Source organism: Pseudomonas sp. HMSC067G02 (assembly GCF_001813485.1).
In the GTDB taxonomy this organism is placed as follows: Bacteria; Pseudomonadota; Gammaproteobacteria; order Pseudomonadales; family Pseudomonadaceae; genus Pseudomonas; species Pseudomonas aeruginosa.
Window position 1 is genome coordinate 1 of the sequence record NZ_KV812637.1, and the last position, 19,574, is coordinate 19,574.

The 19,574-nt window shown below is 68.6% G+C and carries 17 protein-coding genes; all 17 read right to left on the reverse strand.

Annotated features, from left to right (window positions below; all coding sequences use genetic code 11):
- Window positions 1-156: 156 nt before the first annotated feature.
- The 17 genes from HMPREF2914_RS06700 to HMPREF2914_RS06780 all read right to left on the reverse strand — a co-directional run bounded on the left by HMPREF2914_RS06700 (window position 157) and on the right by HMPREF2914_RS06780 (window position 19,457).
- Window positions 157-684: an HIT family protein gene (locus tag HMPREF2914_RS06700; protein ID WP_023091920.1), complete on the reverse strand. Its 528-nt coding sequence runs from the start codon at window positions 682-684 to the stop codon at window positions 157-159.
- Between the two features lie 42 nt (window positions 685-726).
- Window positions 727-2,367, reverse strand: a complete 1,641-nt coding sequence (locus HMPREF2914_RS06705; protein WP_009315573.1) for an alpha/beta hydrolase — start codon at window positions 2,365-2,367, stop codon at window positions 727-729.
- Window positions 2,364-3,575, reverse strand: a complete 1,212-nt coding sequence (locus tag HMPREF2914_RS06710; protein ID WP_010794069.1) for an MFS transporter — start codon at window positions 3,573-3,575, stop codon at window positions 2,364-2,366. Before HMPREF2914_RS06710 ends, HMPREF2914_RS06705 begins: the two co-directional genes overlap by 4 nt.
- A 1-nt stretch (window position 3,576) precedes the next feature.
- A complete protein-coding gene (locus tag HMPREF2914_RS06715) occupies window positions 3,577-3,765 on the reverse strand; it encodes a hypothetical protein (protein ID WP_003088166.1) in 189 nt (62 codons plus the stop codon).
- Window positions 3,762-4,913 (reverse strand): PepSY-associated TM helix domain-containing protein, encoded by a 1,152-nt coding sequence (locus HMPREF2914_RS06720; protein ID WP_003132702.1) that lies wholly within the window; start codon window positions 4,911-4,913, stop codon window positions 3,762-3,764. The genes HMPREF2914_RS06715 and HMPREF2914_RS06720 overlap by 4 nt, the downstream gene beginning before the upstream one ends.
- 40 nt (window positions 4,914-4,953) lie before the next feature.
- A complete protein-coding gene (locus tag HMPREF2914_RS06725; protein ID WP_009315576.1) occupies window positions 4,954-7,368 on the reverse strand; it encodes a TonB-dependent receptor in 2,415 nt (804 codons plus the stop codon).
- 207 nt (window positions 7,369-7,575) lie between these two features.
- A complete protein-coding gene (locus tag HMPREF2914_RS06730; protein ID WP_003139826.1) occupies window positions 7,576-8,526 on the reverse strand; it encodes a FecR domain-containing protein in 951 nt (316 codons plus the stop codon).
- A complete protein-coding gene (locus HMPREF2914_RS06735) occupies window positions 8,523-9,029 on the reverse strand; it encodes a sigma-70 family RNA polymerase sigma factor (protein ID WP_003088185.1) in 507 nt (168 codons plus the stop codon). The genes HMPREF2914_RS06730 and HMPREF2914_RS06735 overlap by 4 nt, the downstream gene beginning before the upstream one ends.
- A 91-nt stretch (window positions 9,030-9,120) precedes the next feature.
- Complete coding sequence (locus tag HMPREF2914_RS06740; RefSeq protein WP_003088189.1) at window positions 9,121-9,801, reverse strand: hypothetical protein; 681 nt, start codon at window positions 9,799-9,801, stop codon at window positions 9,121-9,123.
- A 106-nt stretch (window positions 9,802-9,907) separates the two neighbouring features.
- Window positions 9,908-11,134: a DUF2599 domain-containing protein gene (locus tag HMPREF2914_RS06745; RefSeq protein WP_003112111.1), complete on the reverse strand. Its 1,227-nt coding sequence runs from the start codon at window positions 11,132-11,134 to the stop codon at window positions 9,908-9,910.
- Window positions 11,135-11,702: 568 nt separating this feature from the next.
- Entirely contained in the window at window positions 11,703-13,250 is a 1,548-nt protein-coding gene (locus tag HMPREF2914_RS06750) for a PucR family transcriptional regulator (RefSeq protein WP_003111564.1), read from the reverse strand.
- Between the two features lie 63 nt (window positions 13,251-13,313).
- Entirely contained in the window at window positions 13,314-14,546 is a 1,233-nt protein-coding gene (locus HMPREF2914_RS06755) for an aromatic amino acid transport family protein (RefSeq protein ID WP_003139822.1), read from the reverse strand.
- A gap of 44 nt (window positions 14,547-14,590) precedes the next feature.
- Window positions 14,591-14,938, reverse strand: a complete 348-nt coding sequence (locus HMPREF2914_RS06760; protein ID WP_003088200.1) for a cupin domain-containing protein — start codon at window positions 14,936-14,938, stop codon at window positions 14,591-14,593.
- Window positions 14,939-14,950: 12 nt separating this feature from the next.
- Window positions 14,951-16,351 carry an NAD(P)/FAD-dependent oxidoreductase gene (locus tag HMPREF2914_RS06765; RefSeq protein WP_023091919.1) on the reverse strand — a complete coding sequence of 467 codons (1,401 nt, stop codon included), beginning with the start codon at window positions 16,349-16,351 and terminating at the stop codon, window positions 14,951-14,953.
- A 193-nt stretch (window positions 16,352-16,544) separates the two neighbouring features.
- Window positions 16,545-17,243, reverse strand: coding sequence for an anaerobic ribonucleoside-triphosphate reductase activating protein (locus HMPREF2914_RS06770; protein WP_015503073.1), 699 nt, complete (start codon window positions 17,241-17,243; stop codon window positions 16,545-16,547).
- The gene (gene nrdD / locus HMPREF2914_RS06775; protein WP_003088212.1) at window positions 17,240-17,386 is read right to left on the reverse strand and encodes an anaerobic ribonucleoside-triphosphate reductase; all 147 of its coding nucleotides are present in this window, start codon (window positions 17,384-17,386) and stop codon (window positions 17,240-17,242) included. Before nrdD ends, HMPREF2914_RS06770 begins: the two co-directional genes overlap by 4 nt.
- 43 nt (window positions 17,387-17,429) lie before the next feature.
- Window positions 17,430-19,457 (reverse strand): ribonucleoside triphosphate reductase, encoded by a 2,028-nt coding sequence (locus HMPREF2914_RS06780; RefSeq protein WP_023091918.1) that lies wholly within the window; start codon window positions 19,455-19,457, stop codon window positions 17,430-17,432.
- Between the last annotated feature and the right edge of the window lie 117 nt (window positions 19,458-19,574).

Sequence of the window (19,574 nt, forward strand, 5' to 3'; positions counted from 1 at the left end):
ACGACACCGCTGCGCCGACGTTTCATGGCGGATAACCGCAAGCGGTTATTCGCCCTACGCGGCCTCGAAGCCCACCCGTTTCATGGCGGGTATTCATCCCTCACGGCCTTGGAACCCATCCGTTTCACGGTGGATAACCGCATGCGGTCATGCGCCCTACGCGGGCTCGGAGTCCGGCCCAGGCGATGTTCGGGGTTGGACGCCGTAGCCGAATGCCCGGCGCAATCCGGCGATCGCCTGTTGCCGATCCATGCCGCGCACGGCCGGCGGATCGGCGCGTTCGCAGAATTCGCGCCAGACGAACAGGGTCAGCTCGGCGCCATCGGTAAGGGGTTCGGCGGTCGGCACGCCGAACTGCTGGAGCGTCCGGTAGCGCGTGTCCTCCCAGAACAGTTCCTCGACCCAGTCGTACAGTGGAATCAGGTGGAAATGCACCGGCAGGCCGGGCATGTGGCCGTAGCGGCCGACATAGATGCGTCGCGGCCGCAGCAGCGCGTCCATTTCGCGCTCGACCCTGGCCAGCAGCGGCCCGAATTCGGCGAGGGCTTGTTCCGGCAATTGGTGGAAGGCCGTCGCCGGTTGCCGCGAGCCGAGCATGCAGTAGCCGGGCAGGGCCGAGTCGATCCGCTGGTTCAGCGTCCAGTGGCGGGTCTGGTGGATGATCAGCTCGGGCGGGATATGCATGGGGCGGCGCTCCGCAGATGGGGCGCCCACTGTAACCCGTCGTCAGGGAAGATCCAGCCCGGTCTTGCGCCGTTTCATTTCGTCGATGCGTTGTCGCAGCGCCAGGCGCTGGGCTTCCGGCTTGGCCAGCCACCAGTCGCGCACCGCCGAGTTGTCGTAGCGCGTCAGCCAGGCGGGGAAGCGCGCCATCTGCGCTTGCGGAAAGTCGTTGGCGCGGCCGCGCAGGTAGTGATCGAAGAAACCCAGCACCAGGGCATTGGGAGCCTGGATGAGGACTTCCGTCGGTGCCGAGCCGAGCAGCCCGTCGCGCAGCGGCCGGCGGATGAACAGCGGATTGTCGGTAAGCCCGGCATGGGCCGAATCGCGCAGTACCAGGCGATGAATGTCCTGGCGCTGGCCGGCGTGCTCGAAGCGTTCGTAGGAAAAGTCGTTGAAGCTTCTCGGGCGGGCCGGCGGTTCGATGCCGAACAGCCGGTAGAAGTTGCCAAGGTCAGCGTGCAGCATCAGCAGCGGCGCCGGGAAATCGCTATCGAAGGGCGCGAAGTCGAAGTCGCCGCCGTCGAGGTTGACGGCCGCCGCGCAGCGTCGGTCGACCATGCAGACCGCGCCGGTGGTCGAGCCGCCGAAGGACATGCCCATCTCGCCGGTGTGCGCGAAGTCGCTGGCGGCCACCAGGTCGGCGACCCTGTCCGGGACCTCGCCGGCCTGCAGGCGGTCATGGACGAACAGGCGGTCGGCCAGCCATACCGGCGCGCTGAGGTTGACGGCGCGGTTGGCCGGGGCGGGCAGGTCGAGGGCGGTGTGCAACTGGCCGTCGAGGCGCTGGTCGAGATCGTCGCTGACATAGCCCTGGCGCATGGCCTGCGGCAAGCCGTCGTGGGCGGCCCGGCGCAGGTGTTCGACCAGCCCGGGGTCCATGGGCAGCAGCGTGCCATCGGGCAGGCGGGTCGGCGACGCGTCGCCGCTGTGCTGGATGGCGTAGACCGCGTAGCCGTGGCTGGCCAGTTCTTCCATCAGGGTCCAGTTGCCGCCGGCGAAGGCGCTGTAGCCATGGCTGTAGAACACCACCGGCAGGCGAGCGGAATCGTCGCGCAGCGGGGCGTCCGGATAGGAATTGGTGCGCAGGTGCTTGAGGTAGGTGAGCAACGGCGGAAAGCCGAGTATTTCACCGAAGCCTCGCGCGGTGCTGCGCGCCTCGCCTGGGTCGAAATAGTGACGCGGCGCGGCGCCGGCGATCGGGCGTGCCGGGTACCAGGCGCGTACCAGCAGGCGCCGCGGTTGTCCGGCCGGGGCGCCGAGCAGGCCGGGTCGGCTGGGGTCGTCCAGTTCGAAATCGCGCACGCCGACCGCATAGGGGCCGCTCGGCGCCGGCAGCGGCGCGACCGGGAACAGGTACAGCGCGGCGATTGCCAGCAGCACCAGCAGGCCGTATAGCGAACCGGTCCGGAACGGCAGGCCGCGCACGGGCTTCCGGCGCAGGCAGGCGCCGAGCAGCAGGGAGAAACCGGCGAAGGCGCCGACGCCGGCTTGCCAGCGGTCGTCCCATGCAGCGTACAGGCCGGCGCCGAGCGCCAGCGTCGAGGCGAGCGCCAGCAGGCCACGGCGGCCGGGCAGGGCGGGTATCCACCAGGCGAGCAGGGCCGCCAGCAGGGTCGCGACCAGCAGCAGGTCGACAGCGGTCATGGTGCTTCGCTCCTCGTTTCCACGGGGCGCGTCGGTTGGCTCGGCCAGAACGCCGCCAGCGCCAGCAGCAGACCGACCAGCGCGTAGGGGGCGCGGCTGTCCAATTGGTGGAGCAGCGTGCCGAGCAGCGGCCCGCTGATCAGGCCGAAGCCATGTACGGCCACCAGGGTGCCGGCGGCGGCACCCTGTTCCTCGGCGCGCACGGCATTGGCGTTGAGCGCCGAGACTGCCGGGAACACCCAACCCATGCCCGCCGCGGCGACGAAGAAGGCCAGCCAGAGCAGCGGCGGCGAGTCGGCGAAGCACACGGCGGCGAAGCCGATGGCGGCGACCAGCCCGCCGACCCGGATCAGTCGCGGCGGTGGCCAGTCCAGGCGGCGCACCAGGAGCTGGGCCAGGATCAGCGCGACGCCCACGGCGGTCAGGGCGATGCCGGCCACCCGCGCGGCGTCGGCGGAATCCAGGCGCAGCCGGTCGAGGGCGAAGAAGCCCACGGTGATCTGCGCCACGGTGACGCTGAACATCGCCACGAAGCCCACCGCCAGCGGCCGCCGCAGGCGGCGGTCGCCGATCGCCAGGGCGGCGCCGCGGTTCGGCTGGCGACGCTCCTCGCGCGGCAGCCAGCGCCAGAGCGCCAGCAGGGCGACCAGGGGCAGCGCGCCGGTGACCAGCAACGGCAGGACCAGCCCGTGAGTCGCCAGCAGTCCGGCCAGCCCCGGCCCGATCACCATGCCTATCGCGCTGGCTGCGCCGAGTCCGGCCAGCGCCGCGGCGCGTCGTTGCGCCTCGACGTGATCGGCCACCAGTGCCGCCGTGCAGGCCGGCACCGCGGCGTAGAAACCGCCGGCGAGGCCGCGCAGGAGAACGATACCGGCGAAGGCGAGCAGGGTCGGCAACGTCCAGTGCAAGGCGAGCACGATGAACAGGCAGAGCGAGGCGTAGGAGAGGGCGAAGCCGGCCAGCCCGCCGAGCAGTATCCTCCGTCGCCCATGCCGGTCGCTGGCGATGCCCCAGGGCCGCGCCGCTAGCATCCAGGCGATGCCGCCGACGGTCACCGCGGCGCCGGCCTGCCAGGGCGCCAGGCCGAGCTTGCGGGCGAGCGGGCCGACCAGGGCGACGAAGGACATCACCGCGAGGGTGCAGACGAAGGTCTCGAACATCAGCGGACGCAGGTCCAGGGTGTTGGCGGAGGGCGGCGGGGTGGTCATCTCAGGGATTCCTTCGGGTTCGCGGCAGGCGCAGCCAGACCCAGCCGACCAGCACCAGCGGAGTGCCCAGGGCGAGCCAGGAGAGCAGGTCGTAGAGGCCGTCGCCGAGCAGCGCCGAGAGCAGCCCGAAGAGGCCGAGCAGGGCCAGCAGCAGGGGCCAGCGGAAGATCATCCAGAGACCGCGCCTCATGCCTTGCCCTCCGTCGCCAGGCTGCCGCCCGGCAGTTCCGCCAGGCGCTTCTCCAATGGCGTCTTGCGTCGGCCGAGCCAGAGGTAGAGACCGCTGGCGAGGATGACGATGCTGACGAGGTCGAGCAGCGCCCAGACGATCTTCAGCGGCATGCCACCGTAGTCGCCGAAGTGCAGCGGCTGCGACAGCAGGAGCGTCTTCACGTACAGCGGCATCTCGCGCATGTCGGTGAGTTCGCCGCTCTGCGCGTCGATCAGTGCCGGCTTCAGCAGGCGCTCGGTGAGCGGTGTGTTGCCGCGCATGAACACCGCATAGTGATGCTGGCTGCTGAACTGGGTGCCGGGGAAGCCGACGAAGCTGACCTCCATGTCCGGCGCCGCCCGGCGTGCCGTGGCCAGGGCCGCGTCGAGCGAGCCGAGGCGCTGTAGCGGCGGCGCGTCCTTGTAGGGCGCGGTCATTTCCGCCAACTGCCCGCCTTGCCAGAGCATCAGGATCGGCAGGGCCAGGGTGTTGATCACCCCGGTCACGCCGACCACCAGTACCCAGGACAGGGTGACGATGCCCAGCAGGTTGTGCAGGTCCAGCCACTTCAGACGACGGCTGCGTTCGGCGCGTACCGTGGCGAAGTCCAGCTTGCGCATGAACGGCGTGTATACCACCACCCCGGACACCAGCGAGGCCACCAGCAGCAGGCCCATCAGGCCGAGGAACAGGTAGCCGGGCAGGCCGAGGAACAGGTCGGTGTGCAGCTTCAGCATCAGGTACATGAAGCCGCCCGGCGGCGGCAGCGCGTCGAAGAATTCCCCGGTACGCGCGTCGAACGGCTGCATGTGGCCGTTCTCCGGCGGCGGTACCAGGCTCGGCGCGCTGATCACCAGGCCCAGCGGGTCGTCCTTTTCGAATACCAGGAAGCGCACCACTTCGCCCGGCCGGGCGGCCAGGGCGCGGGCGATCACGTCGTCGTAGTCGATGCGCGGTGACTCGGCGGTGAGCGGCTCGAGCTGCGGATGCGGCTCGAAGTAGTGCTCGATCTCCTCGTGGAAGATCAGCGGCAACCCGGTGAGGCAAAGCATCAGCAGGAAGATCGTGGAGATCAGGCTGGTCCATTTGTGCACCAGGTACCAGGTGCGCAGGGTTTTCGCGGTCATAGGCTGGTCATCGGCGGTTTCTGGTTATGGTGGGGCGGACTCAGAAGTCCGCCGTGAGGGAAAGGGAAAGGGTGCGCGGCGAGCTGATCGACAGGTAGCCGTTGGCTGCGGTCCAGTAGTCCTTGCCCAGCGCGTTCTCCAGGTTGGCGCGCGCCACCAGCGGCTTGCCGGCGACCTGGAAGGCGTAGGCGGCGCCGAGGTCGACGCGGTTCCAGTGCGGCACGGCGAGGGCGTTGGCGCTGTCCACATAGGCCGAGCCGGTGTAGATCCAGCGGCTGTCGAGGGTCAGTCCGTCGACGAACGGGGTGTCCCAACTGACCCCCAGGTTGGCCTGGCGGCGGGCCACGCCGGGCGCGTCCTTGCCTTCGCTGGCAGGGTCGCCGGTCTTGTTCTGCTCGGGCTTGATGTAGGTGGCGCCGGCCATCACCCGCACGCCGTCCAGCGGTTCGCCATAGAGGCTCAGCTCCACGCCGCGGTTGCGTTGCTCGCCGTCGGCGCGGAAGACGTTGCTGGCGTCGGTATAGGCGTTCGGTTTCCTGATCTCGAACAGCGCCAGGGTGGTGGTGAAGCCGCCCAGGTCGTACTTGGCGCCGATCTCGTATTGCTCGGCCTTGTACGGTGCCAGCACCTGGCCGGCGTTAGCCGCGGTCATCGGCGCCGCCTCGCCCTGGCTGAGGCCCTGGATGTAGTTGGCGTACAGCGACAGGTCCTGCAGCGGCTTGACCAGCACGCTGGCCATCGGCGTCCACACGTGCCGCTTGTCGTGGCTGGTGCGCGCGCCGCTGGTCTGGTCGTAGTTGCGCGACTCGATCTGCTGGCGGCGCACGCCCAGGGTGACCTGCACGCGATCCTCGAGGAACGACAGCCTGTCGGCCAGCGCCACGCCGCCGAGGTCGGTTTCATTGGTCTTCGGAATGCTCCCGTCGAGGCTGGAGAAGTCCGGCAGCGGCGTGTGCGGCGAGGTCTGGTAGAGGTTGCCCGGCTGCATCCCGGTGAAGGCGTAGACCATGCCCAGCCGTTCGTGCAGGCGGTTGGCGCTGAGCGTCCAGTCGTGGCGGAGCGGGCCGGTGTCGAAGTTGCCGCGCAGGCCGACCTCGGCGGAATAGGTGCGGCGGTCGCCGCGCTGGCGTGCCAGGCTGTTGACGATATCGCCCTGGTTGCCGATGAGGATGCTGTTGGCGGCGATGGTTTCGTAGTTGCTCTGGCGACCGCCGATGCTGGCGAACGCCGTCAGGTTGTCGGCGAGGTCGTACTCGCCGCGGTTGACCATGGAGTAATCCTCCTGGTCCAGGTAGGAATCGCGCAGGCCGAAGCGTGTCTTCGAGTCCGGGGCGTGGGGGATGTGAGTGGTTCCCGGGCCGGTCAGCAGCGGGCGCACCACGCCTTCCAGGCTTTCCTTCTGGTACAGCAGGTCGCTGGACAGGCGCAGGCGCTCGCCACGGAAGTCCAGGCCCAGGGAGAGCATGGGAAACTCGCGGCTCTGATGGTCGACGGCGGTATCGCCGTTGCGGTAGACGCCGTTGAAGCGCACGCCGAAGGCGTTGTTCTCGCCGAAGCGTCGGCCGATGTCGAGGTGAGTGCCGAGCTGGCCGCGCTGGGTCCAATCGACGCTGACGCGGGTCAGCGGCTGGTCGTCGGCGCGCTTGGGCACCAGGTTGATGGTGCCGCCGACGCTGCCGCCGGGGGAAATCCCGCCGAGCAGGGCGTTCGGTCCCTTGAGCACTTCCACGCGCTCGGCGAATTCGATCGGTACCCGCCAGAACGGCAGCAGGCCATAGAGGCCGTTGAAGGCGACGTCGGCGTTCTGCACGCTGAAGCCGCGAATCGTGTAGCTGTCCACCAGGTCGCCGCGCCCGCCGACCACCCGCACCGACGGATCGTTGGCCTGTAGCAGGTCGGCGACGCTGCGCGCCTGCTGCTGCTCGATGGTCCTGGCGGTGTAGCTGGTGATGCTGAATGGCGCGTCCATCACGTCGGCGTTGCCCAGCATGCCCAGGCGCGCGCCACGGGCTACCTGGCCGCCGGCGTACTCGGCGGGCAGGGTCTCGGCACCGGCGGCCTGGGCGGTGATCAGCGAGGATTGCAGTTCCAGCGCGCCATCGGTGGCTGCCGGCACCAGGGTGTAGCTGCCGTCGCTGCGCTGCTGCAACTCCAGGCCGCTGCCCAGCAGCAGGCGGTGCAGCGCCTCGACCGGCGCGTAGCGGCCGCGCAGGGCGGCGCTGCGGCGACCCTCGGCGAGGACCGGGTCGAACGCCAGGGATACCCCGTTGTCGCTGGCGAAGGCCGACAGGGTGCGACCGAGCGGGCCGGGGGCGATGTCATAGCTGCGCGCCGAGCTGGCGGCGGGCGCCTCGGCGGCAAGCAGGTCGGGGGCCGCGCCGGCGAGGGCGAGGGTCATGGCGGCGGCGTGGATGGCCAGGGACAGCGAACGGGGGCGAAGCGTGCGTACGGGCATGTACAGGGTTCCTCGTGGTCTCTGCGGACCTTGGGTCGGGGCGGATTCCTCTACTTGCCAGCCGAGAAGGAAAAAGGTCTCAGGTCGAGGCGGTTATTTTTCTGCGGAGCACGGTATGTCGATGGCAACGCCTGTTCCGGCGCAACGGCGGACGGCCTGCCGGGGTGGACGCGAGGGGCGCTTGCCACGGGGATGGCGGCCGCGCCGTCACGCCGGTACCAGGCTGATCCAGTAGTCGGTCACCCCGCGCACCTTCAGCGGATAGGTGGCCTGCAGCATGCCCAGCGTGCGCCGCAGGTCCAGCAGCGGATAGGCGCCCGACACCGCCAGCCTGGCCAGTTGCGGGTCGCAGCGCAGTAAGCCGCGACGATAGCGGGCGAGTTCGGCGAGCACCTCGGCCAGCGGCATCCGGTCGGCCATCAGCATGCCGCGGGTCCAGGCGTCCGGCAGGCCGTCGAAGGCCAGCCGGCGCGCTTCGCCGTCGGCGCCCAGGCGCACCGACTCGCCGCTTTCCAGCCAGCGCCCGCGTCCGTGGAGCGGGCTCAGTTCGACCCGCCCGGCGAGTACCGCGACCCGGGTCGCGGCCATCTCCTGGCGTACGTTGAAGCGGGCGGCACCGGCATGCAGCCGCGCTTCGGCGGTGGCGACGCGGAACGGACGCGGGTCGGCGCGGCTATCGACGAAGATCTCGCCGCGCAGCAGGCGTACCAGCCGCTGGCTGGCGTCGAAGGCGAGGTCCACGGCGCTGTCGGTGTTCAGGGTCAGCAGGCTGCCGTCGGGCAGGGTCAGGCGGCGCTGTTCGCCGACGCCGGTGCGCTGGTCGGCCAGCCAGTCGCGCAACGGCTCGGCCTGCCAGGTGGCGAGCCCCAGCGAGGCTCCGCCGAGGACCAGGGCGAGGTGCTTGATCGCGCGCCGCCGGTCCAGCCCGCGCTCGCGGCCGAGGGTCGGCAGGGCCAGCGCCGGCGGCAGTCGGCCGAGGCATTGCAGCAGGCGCTCGGCGCGCTCCCAGGCATGGGCGTGCTGTGGGCTGCGCTGCCGCCACTGGGCGCACGCCTGGCGCGTGTCGTCGGTGCAGCCGCTGTCCTGCAGGCGCACCAGCCACTCGGCGGCCTCGTCGAGGATCGGCGAGGGAATCCGGCCTTCGCCCGCGGAATTCATTCCATCAGCTCCAGGCACTGGCGGAAGGCCTGCTGCATGTAGCGCTTGACCGAGCCCAGGGACACGCCCAGGCGCTCGGCGATGGCTTCGTACTTCAGGCCTTCGATCTGCGCCAGGAGAAACGCCTGGCGGACCCTGTCCGGCAGGCTGCCGAGCAGGGCGTCTACTTCATGCAGGGTTTCCAGCACCATCAACCGCTGTTCCGGCGGCGGCGCGAGGTCTTCCGGGAGGTTGGCCAGGGCATCGAGGTAGGCGCGCTCCAGCGACTGGCGCTGGAACCAGTTGATCATCAGTCCCTTGGCGACGGTGGTCAGGTAGGCGCGCGGTTCGCGCGCATCCAGTACCCGGCGCGAGGCGAGCAGGCGGGCGAAGGTGTCCTGGGCCAGGTCGGCGGCGTTTTCCGCGCAGCCCAGGCGTCGCCGCAACCAGCCTTGCAGCCAGCCATGGTGGTCCTGGTAGAGATGGCTCACAGCGTCGTGCAGGGAGGCGTCGGCCGGCGGCATGGAGGGGATCGCTGTTGTAATTGAGAATGAGTCTCATACTACTTACAGCGAGGGCATGCCTACAAGTCCCCCGGATCGGCGGCGCAGCGCCTCAGGCGTTTTCCAGGCCGTACTGGAAGAAAGCCATGTCGGCCAGGCGCCCGGTGGGGTAGAGGAGCCCCTTGCGGGCGGTCTCCAGGCGCGGGAACGACAGCCTTTCTTCGCCGATCAGGCGGTGCAGCGCGGTGAGGGTGCCGCCGTTGACGCTCGTCAGGCCCCGGCGTGGATACAGCGCGCGACAGGCGGCCAGGTAGTGGCGGTCGAGGGCGGGAAACTCGCCCCAGACGCCGAGCAGGATCTTGCTCTTCAGGGTGTCGGTCCAGCTCACCCGGCTGCTGAGGGCATCCATCGACCCGAGCACCGTTTCCAGCAGCTTGCGGTTGTGCGCCAGGCGCGCGCCGTTGCCGGCGAAATCCACCAGGGACAGCTCGAAGAGTTCCGCTCCGGCACCGCTGAAGAGCTGCCGGGCCAGCGCTTTCATCAGGTCCAGGTTGCTGTTCTGCAGCAGTCCCGAGGAGCCACGGAACATGCCCCAGTTGGCCAGGTAGAAACCCAGGTGCAGGGCGGTGGTGTCGAGCTGTTCGGGGGCGGTCAGGTCGTCCCAGCTGCGACTGGGGTCCCAGACATACTCCCAGAGGTACTCCCAGGCCCTCAGGCGCGGGTATTCGTTGCCCGGGGCGGGCGCCAGGCTGGCGTAGTAGCGGTGGACATAGCGGGCGGCATCGAAAGCCATGCGTTCGTTCCCTGGCGGCTTGGAAAGACGGCATGGTAGAGCGTGTGATATCAAAAGGCCATATCGCTGTTCGCAGGGGGCGCCGTAGCGCCCCCGCGGAGCGGCCTCAGGTGTTATTGCAGCCCTTGGCGATGGAGTCCTCGTTGGAGGTGTACGGCCGCGAGGGTTCCAGGTTCCACTCGGGCTTGTTGCGGGCGACGTTGAAGTGGCAGACCAGTTGTCGGCGCATGCTGCCGATATTGCTGTCGCGGTTGTCCGGGTTGTCCTTCCATTCGCTGTCCAGGTAGTGGTCGACCACCAGCTCGTTGAAGAAATTGTTGGTCTGGTTGTCCTGGATCTTGCGCCCGCAATCGGTCGGTACCACTTCCAGGGTCATGATCTTCTTCCTGAAGCCCGGATCGTCGCGCTCCACCCAGGTGGCGCTTTCCACATAGCGCTCGCAGGCATTCTTCTCGCTGGTCGGGTAGATCGCCTGCTTACGCCCGTCGTAGGCGAACTGCGCGTCCTGCTGGCGGGTCTGCGGCAGTCGCATGTTGATGATCGGGAGGAATGCCTGGACCGACTGGTACCACTGGATCTGGTTGAGCCGAGCGCCCTCCAGGCCGGCGTCCTCGGTGTAGAACGCGGCGAGGATCGACGGCGACTTCGGCGGGTTTTCCTCCCACTTGGCCAGGCGCAGTTCGTTCTGGGTGGTGAAGGATTCGTCGGCGATCTGCGCCATCGCCCGGATGCTCTGGTAGAAGGCCGGGCCGGCGGCGGTATTGCGCTCGTCGCGGACGTCGAAGGAGCACTGCCGCGAATGGTCGCCGCGGTTCTGCCGGTAGTTCGCCGCCCACTGCTCGGCGGTGCTGACGTTGATGTCCTGGCAGGACTTCTCGACGCTGTTCGGCGTGCGCCGCGAATCGGTGCAACCCTGCTGGGCGCGGTCGTCGGTGGCGGCGTCGATGGGGAAGGAACAGAGCACCGCATAGTCCTGGTGGTCCTTCGGATTACCGAAGATGGTGTCGAAGATGAAGCCACTCTTCAGGCCATAGGCGAGCTTGCGGTACTTGGCGTCCTTGCGCAGGTAGGAGGCGGAGACGCCGCCGCTTTTCTGGCTCTTCGGACTGATGCTGTAGAACATGTAGTCGGTCGAAGGCCAGGTGGCGCGGAACAGCACGCCGGAACAGAGGAATGCCGGCTTCGACGGTCCGCCGCAATCCTGGCGGGTGTCGTTGTACAACTGGTTGAGCCGGGCGACCACGTCGTTGCCCCGGTCGGCCTGGGCCGCGGGTGTCAGCGCCAGGCCGGCGGCGGCGAGAAGGTAGAGAAAGGTGGATCTGCTTCCGTTCATGGGATGGACTCCACGCAGGTTCGAAGGAGCGGGCCGGGGGCGGCCCGGTTGGTCCCGATGGGGACGAGCGCGACGGGCGGATCGCGGAGGGATGAAGCGCTTGCGACGGTATGGCCGTCGGCGTTGGGACGTCAGTGGGACGTGGTGGCGCCAGTCTGCAACCGGGCGCTGCCGGGAATGCCGGGCGACCCCGGCGGGCGCTGGGCGGCGGGGGCCTGCCGAGCGCGTGGGGGAAGTCGCTCGAGGGAGGCGGTGAAGACCGCCGGCGGAGATACGAACAGGGTGGGTAGCGGGGCGGATACAGCGTCGATTCCGTTACGCATCGCAGGCCTCCTTTGCGCCGCGCCGATGGGCTTCCGTCTTACCGTTCGAGCCTAGAAGCGCGGGCCGCGCCGCTCCAGCGGTGGGGTGGCTAGCTAGCAAGGGGGATTAATGCATTCGCAACGGCGCTCGCTGCGATGCACCGTGGTCCGGCATCCACAGGCCACGCCGCTGTCGGGCAACCGTTCCTGGCCGCGCCTGTTGGCGGCGGCGTCGCCCTGCAAGCGCCAAGTGTCGGGTTCCGCCGTCAGTCCATGTCGCCGCCATGGTGCGCGGACTGCTCCAGGAGGCTGCTCTTCGCCGTCCTGCCCCTCGCTTCCGGCGACAGCCGGGTTGCCTGCAAGGCGAACCAGAGGGTCGCCACATCGGCGGTGCTGTCCAGCGAGCGACCGCTGATTTCCTCGATGCGGCGTATCCGGTAGACCAGGCTCTGCTTGTGTATGTGTAGCCGCTGCGCGGCGTTCAACCAGGACCTGTTTTCCTCGAGAAAGACCTGCAGCGTGTATAGCAGTGCAGAGCCATTGGCCGCGTCATAGTCGTGGAGGGCGCCGAGGACCAGGCGGAACGCCCGCTCGGCCTCGGCGAGGCTTCTGGGTAGCCAGGGCGCCTCGTCGTCCAGTTCCGCGTAGCGACACAACGGCCGCCGGGAATGGCTGTGGGCCAGGGCCAGGCGCGCTTCGCGCAAGGCCTCGGCGCAACGTTCGGCACGACGGAGCGGAGCGCTCATTCCCAGCGAGCTGTCCAGGGCTTCCTGCAGTGTCGAGGCGAGGCCGGCCTGGTGCAGCAGAATGATTTCCTGGCCTTGCGCGCGAACCAGCAGGCGTGAGTCGTGGCCCCGGAAAAGACCGATAGGGTCGGTCGCGAGCCCCTCGGAACTTGCCACGGAAACGACTGCATCGTCGAGATCGAGCCCGGGCAGCAGTTCCTCCAGCCGCTCCTCGGCTTGTTCCCGGTATAGCCGTCGTTGCAGCAGGTCGTCGAGCAATTCCGAACCCAGGCGCAGGTGGCGTTCGCTTTCGACGCGCAGCCGTTCGATCTCTATGCCGAGCACTGCCGTCAGGTGGTGCAGGAGACTGTAGTCCGGCAGCCGCTCGCCCAGGGCTATCAGCAGGCAGTTCCGGTCGGAAGGAATGCCGATGCTGAGCGCTTCGCCTTCTGCGAGTGGATGGCGAAGGACCATTGGCTGCGGCTCCGCCTGCTCGCGACGGCGGTTGCGCAGCGCGTCGGCCAACTCCGCGGGCAGCCCTGGCAGGCCTGGCTGCCAGGCCGCCAGGGTGTCGGGAACGATGAGGTAGAGGCTGCTCCGCACGTCCTTGCCGAGGCGTTGCAGCAGCGCCGGCAGGCCCAGTCCCTGCATGCTCAATCGGGCGCTTTCGTATATCCGGGCCAGGGCGTTGCGGCGCTCGTATTCGTCTTTCTGCCCCGCATCGACGATGGCCCGGGTCACGGCGGCGAAAGGGACGCCGTAGTGGGTGAGAATCAACGGGAAGCCCAGGGCCTCGGCCGTCTCGCGCAGGGCATCGAGGTCGCTCGGGGCTTCCATGTTCTCGCCGATCATCATGCCTGCCAGGCCGGCCTCGGCCAGTCTTCGGACGTAACGCCGTTGCCGCTCGGCCTCGCTCGGTATGCCCAGCCCGGTGGTCATCAGCAGGTCACCCTCGCCGAGCCATTCGGTGGGGTCGTCGAGTTCGCAGACATGCGCCCAGCGAACCGGGCGGTCGAGGCCGCCGGCTCCGCTCAGCAGGCGTGAACGGAGTTCGGGGAGGGCGATCAGGTGGCGGATGCTCTGCGGCATGTCCAGGAAACTCCAGGCATGGGCCTTCAGTGTAATCGCCCCGGGCGCAGGCAGCGCGCCCTGTCACCAACTGGCGGGCAGCATCCCCAGTGCCGAGGCGATCGCGTAGACCCCGCTGGAGGCGAACACCAGGACGATCAGCCCCTGTATCAGCGGATGGGCATACCAGCCGCAGCTGAATGCCGGCAGTTGGTCGCCGTGGCGCCGCGCCGCGTTGAGCAGGAGGATGGGGATGATGCCCATCAGTACGCCGCCGAAGGTACCGGCGAAGTACAGCGCGTTCACGAAGCCGCCGAGCCCCGCATAGGCCAGCAGGAACGGCGGGACCGAGACCGCGGCGAGCACCGCCAGGCGTTTGCGCCGGTTGGTTTCGCTGCCCAGGCGGAAGTGGTCGAAGATATTGGTGAACAGGCACCCACCGAGTCCCCAGTAGGAGGTCAGCATCGCCAGCAAGGCGAAGGTGTTCGCCACGTAGTAGGCCCATTGGCCGAGGGAGCGTCCCCAGCTCAAGGTCGCCACCTCGCTGAGGTTGTCGGGGCCGACCAGGGCGATGACCGAGGCAGGAATGGCCGCCACCAGCAGGAAGGTCAGCAGCATGCCGACCACGATCAGGCGCGGCACGCGCGCGGGGGTTGCCAGGTTGCCGCGCACCAGCTCCGGAACCAGGAACTGCGCGCCGAACACGAAGACCGCCAGGTTGAACACTGGAACCACGTATTGCCACTGGCTCTGCCAAAGGTGGGCGAGACGGGCGTCGTCGTGCATCAGGGTCGCGCCGATGAGGATGCAGACGATGGCCACCATGCCGGCGCTGATCAGCTTCTCGCCCACGCCGAGCGCCTTCAGGCCCAGGTAGAGCACCAGCGCCGAGGGGACGAAGAAGATCAGGCTGCCGACCTCGCGCGTGAGGCCGTACTGGCCGAAGAACTCGAGCATGATGTTGCCGCTGCCGGTCATGTAGGCGACCAGGGCCCCGTAGCTGTTGGCCGCCACCGCGATGAAGATCAGCCAGCCGCCGAGCGGGCCCAGGTAACGCCGGGAGAGGCCGCTGAGCTGGTTGTTGCCGCGGGTTCTCAGGCAGGCTTCGGTCACGTAGAGCATGGTGACGATGCAGAAGAGGCAGGTCAGGGCCAGGCATACCAGCAACGGCACGTAGCCGACCTTGCGGGCGGCGTAGGCCATGCTCAGCACGCCGGCGCCGATGTTGGTGCCGATGATGATCGCGATCGTCTCGAGCGAGCCCAGGGGATGGGCCTTGAGGCCCGATGCGTTGTCGTTCGCTTCTCGCATACCCATTTCTTGTTTCCTCTGTCAGGGCGGTGGAGTTCGGTTCTTCGGGGTCAGTCGAAGATCAGGTAGGTCTTGCGCACGGTCTGGCGGATGTCCCAGGTGCCCTGGGTGGCAGCGGCGAAATAGAGCGCGTCGCCGGCGCGAAACTCCACGGCCTGGCCTTCGTCCGGGGTGAAGCGACCTTCACCGCTGACGATGTAGCTGTACTCGGCCTGCTCGACCTGTCGGCGGAAGCGCCCCGGGGTGCATTCCCAGATGCCGGTCACGCCGTTGCCGTCGGCGAGCGGGCGGTGGGCCGCGGTACGGGTCAGGGCTACCGGTTCGCCCAGGGGCTGGCCGACGGGCGTGGGCGAGGTGAAAGGACTTTCGTCGTCGAGACGGATGAGCGAAGGGTTCATGCCATGGGCTCCTCAGGATTTGTCTTCAAGGCCGGCGGGGGCGAAGCGCGCGAGAAAGCGGTCGGTGGCCGAGGGCGCGGTACCGGCGAGTTCCGCGCGTTCCTTGCGCAGGACGGCGTTGCGCACCAGGGAGCCACCCAGGTAGCGCAGCGGCTCGGGGGGGAAGCTCCGGCAGCGGCGTTCTACCAGCGGACAACGGCTCCACGGGTCGTCGCGGCCGAGGGCGAGGCTGGCGAGGATCCGCCCGCCCAGGCGGCTCGGTCCCACGCCGTTGCCGCTCCAGCCGATGCCGTAGTGGATGTTCTCGTGCAGGTGGCCGAAGACCGGCAGGCTGTCGTAGGTACGGTCGATGGGGCCGGACCAGCCGTCGACCAGCGGGACGTCGCCTAGCGAGGGATAGGTGCGGCGGAAGTCGGCCTCGGTCAGGGCCAGGCTCTCCCGGTCGACGTCGAATACCCGGCCGATGCGCGAGCCGTAGCTGATGGCGCCGGTGCCCTTGCCGAAGGCGATGCGCCCGTCGCGGGTGGTGCGGTAGTAGTCCACCATCAGTTGGGAATCGGTGATGGCTTCCCCGCCGGTCCAGCCGATTCGCTCCAGCCGTTGCGGTATCGCCTCGGTAACCGCGATGGAACTGTTCACCGGCACGATCAGCCTGGAGAGCCTGGGCAGGGCGGCCGACCAGGCGTTGGTCGCGAGAACCACCGCCTTGGCCTGGACCCGGGCCCCGGCGCTCAGCAGCTGTGCCGGCTGGCCGGGAACGATCTGGCTGACGCCACAGCGCTCGTGGATTTCCACGCCGAGGGCCAGCGCCACGCGGCGCATGCCTTGCACCAGCAAGGCTGGTTGCACGGTGGCATTGCTGCGCTCGAAGACCCCGGCGAGATGCACCGGCGAACCGGTCCGGCGTGCCACTTCGCTGGCGTCGAGGCGTTCGAAGGGACTGACGCCGAGCCGTTCGCAGGCGGCGAGGGTATCGTTCCAGGCGTCGAGGTGGCGCGCCGTGGTGGCGGTCCACAGCCAGCCCTTCTGCTGGAAGTGCGCATCGATGTCATGCCGCGCGCAGAACTCCCCGAGTTCCTGGATCGCCCGCTCCGCGCTTTCGCCAAGGAAGCGCGCCTGCGCCTCGTTGCAGAAGCCCAGCAAGGTGCCGATCTTCGGCCACCAGGACATCACGAAACCACCGTTCCTGCCGGAAGCGCCGCCGCCGCAGACGTCCTGCTCCAGTAGCAGGACCCGTGCGTCCGGCTCCAGTTGCTTGAGGGTGATGGCGGTCCAGAGCCCGACGAAACCGCCGCCGACTATCGCCACGTCCGCCGAGTGGGTGCCGACGAGGGGGGCGCAGGCGGCGTCGGCCAGGTCGGTCGAGCGCATCCAGTGGCTGGGGGTCAGGGGAGGGGTGAGCGTGAGTTTCATGGCGCGGGTCCGGGGTCGCTGAATCTGGAGCAAGGGTGGCGAGCGGCGCCGTCCGCGACAATTGGACGCAACTAGGAATCGAGAAGGTGCTCTCGTACGATCGTATGAGTCTTGTGAAGGGCAGGTCTGGTCGGGACTGCCCGCCCTGTCCGAGCGAGCTGGCAGGCCCGAGCGGCGCCGCTGAACCGGAGGCTCAGGCGTCGCGCAGTTCGAAGGCGGGAAACAGCTCTTCCAGTTCTCGCCATAGCTGCGCAGCGCCCTGCGGCGCGGGCTTCGCGAGAAGCTGCGGATCGAGCTGGCGGGCCGGGCGCGCCAGTTGTACGGCGAAGCGCTCCACGCCCATCTCGCGCAGGCGCGTCGCCAGGCGCCAGAGGCGTTCGCTATCGAACAAGCGCCAGTGCACCGTGGTCCGGCATTCGTAGGCCACGCCGCTGTCCAGCAGGTATTCCAGGCTGCGCCAGTTGGCCGCGCCGCTGCCGTCCACGCCGGTAATGGCGGCGACGTCCTCGGCCGGCGCCTTGACGTCGAAGCCCACCCAGTCGCTCTGCGCCAGCACCCGGGCGAAGGCGCGGGGGTTGATGCCGGCGCTGTGCAGGCCGACGCGGAAGCCCAGTTCGCGGACCGTGCGCATGGCGTCGCCGAGGGCCGCCTGCAGGGTCGCCTCGCCGCCGCTGAAGACCACCGCCTGCAACAGGCCCTGGCGTCGGCGGAGGAAGTCGAGCAGGCGTGGCCAGGGGATTTCCTCCGCGCCGCGCGGCGCGATCAGTTCCGGGTTGTGGCAGTAGCGGCAGCGCCAGGCGCAGCCCTGGCAGAACAGCACGCAGGCGAGCAGGCCGGGGTAGTCGAGGGTGGTCAGGGGCACCAGGCCCCCGACCCTGAGCGTGGCGCTCATCGCGTCTCGCGGAAATGGCGGCGTTCGCGATGCTCGGACTGCTTGCCGGCATTGAACGCTGCCACGGGACGGTGGTAGCCCATCACGCGGGTCCAGACTTCGCAGCGCTGGCGCTGGCCTTCGGGCAACTGGTTGGGGTTCATCGGTGGTACTCCTTGCTGGTGGATGAAAGGAACGACAGGCGACTCAACCGCCGCAGCCGCCGCAACAGCTCTTGGGCGTGGAGCGTTGCAGCAGCTCCTCGTCGCACTTCGGGCAGAACTCGTGCTCGCCGGCCAGGTAGCCGTGCCGTGGGCAGATCGAGAAGGTGGGGGTGACGGTCAGGTACGGCAGGCGGAAGCGACCGAGGGCGGTGCGCACCAGGGTCTTGCAGGCTTCGGCGGAGGAAATCCGCTCGGCCATGTAGAGATGCAGCACGGTGCCGCCGGTGTACTTGCATTGCAGGGCGTCCTGCAGCTCCAGCGCCTCGAACGGGTCGTCGGTGAAGCCCACCGGCAGTTGCGAGGAGTTGGTGTAGTAGGGCGCCTCCGGCGTGCCGGCCTGGAGGATGCGCGGATAGCGCTTGCGGTCCTCGCGGGCGAAGCGATAGGTGGTGCCCTCGGCGGGCGTGGCTTCCAGGTTGTAGAGGTGCCCGCTGTTCTCCTGGAAACCCACCAGCCGCGCGCGCACGTGATCGAGCAGGGCCAGGGCCATCTCGCGCCCGGCTTCGCTGTGCAGTCCCTCGCGGTCGTCGCTGAAGTTGCGCACCATCTCGTGCAGGCCGTTCACGCCGATGGTGGAGAAATGGTTGCGCAGGGTACCCAGGTAGCGTCGGGTGTAGGGATAGAGGCCGGCATCCATGTGCTGCTGGATCACCTTGCGCTTCAGCTCCAGGCTGGCGAAGGCGAGTTCGAGCAGGTGGTCGAGCTGGCGGTAGAGGCCGGCGGCGTCGCCACGGTGGCGATAGCCCAGGCGCGCGCAGTTGATCGTCACCACGCCCAGCGAGCCGGTCTGCTCCGCCGAGCCGAACAGGCCGTTGCCGCGTTTGAGCAGTTCGCGCACGTCCAGTTGCAGGCGGCAGCACATCGAGCGCACCTGGTTGGGCTGCATGTCCGAGTTGAGGAAGTTCTGGAAGTAGGGCAGGCCGTAGCGCGCGGTCATCTCGAACAGGCGCGTGGCGTTGTCGCTGTCCCAGGGGAAGTCGTGGGTGATGTTGTAGGTCGGGATCGGGAAGGTGAACACCCGGCCATGGGCGTCGCCGGCCTGCATCACCTCGATGTAGGCGCGGTTGATCAGGTCCATCTCGGCCTGCAGCTCGCCGTAGGCGAAGGGCATCTCCTCGCCGCCGATGCGCGGCACCTGGTCGCGCAGGTCGTCCGGGCAGACCCAGTCGAAGGTCAGGTTGGTGAAGGGCGTCTGGGTGCCCCAGCGCGACGGCACGTTGAGGTTGTAGATGAACTCCTGGAGGGCCTGGCGCACGCTGGCGTAGTCGAGGCGGTCCTTGCGCACGTAGGGCGCCAGGTAGGTATCGAAGGAGCTGAAGGCCTGGGCCCCGGCCCACTCGTTCTGCAGGGTGCCGAGGAAGTTGACCATCTGCCCCAGGGCGCTGCCCAGGTGCTTCGGCGGACCGGCCTCGACCCGCCCCGGCACGCCGTTCAGGCCTTCGTTCAGCAAGGTGCGCAGCGACCAGCCGGCGCAATAGCCGGCGAGCATGTCGAGGTCGTGGATATGCAGGTCGGCGTCGCGGTGGGCGGCGGCGATGTCGGCATCGTAGACCTCGTCCAGCCAGTAGTTCGCGGTGACCTTGCCGGATACGTTGAGGATCAGCCCGCCGAGGGAATAGCCCTGGTTGGCGTTGGCGCGCACCCGCCAATCCTCGCGGGAAAGGTATTCGTTCATCGACGCGGCGACGTCTACCAGGGTCTTGCGCTCGCGGCGCAGCCGGCCGTGGCGTTCGCGGTAGACCACGTAGGCGCGCGCCGTGGGGTAGTGGCCGGCCTCCATCAGCACCCGTTCGACCAGGTCCTGGACCCGTTCGATATCCAGGCAGGCGCGTTCCGGCAGGCGTTCCACCACGCGTTCGGCGAGCGCCTGCGCCTGCTGCGGGTCGAACTCGCCGGTGGCCTGGCCGGCGGCGGCGATGGCGCGTTCGATCTTGCCGGGATCGAAGGGGACTTCACGTCCGTTGCGCTTGAGCAGGGTGGCCGGCCAGGTAGCCTTTCGGGGCTGGGTCATTTCAATCTCTCCACAACATGATGTGTTTTGATTTTGCAAAACAACAAGATGTTGTGGATTCTGGCGAGCGACGCCGAGCCGGCGTTGATCTGCGTCAACGTCCGGCGGATTGCCCGG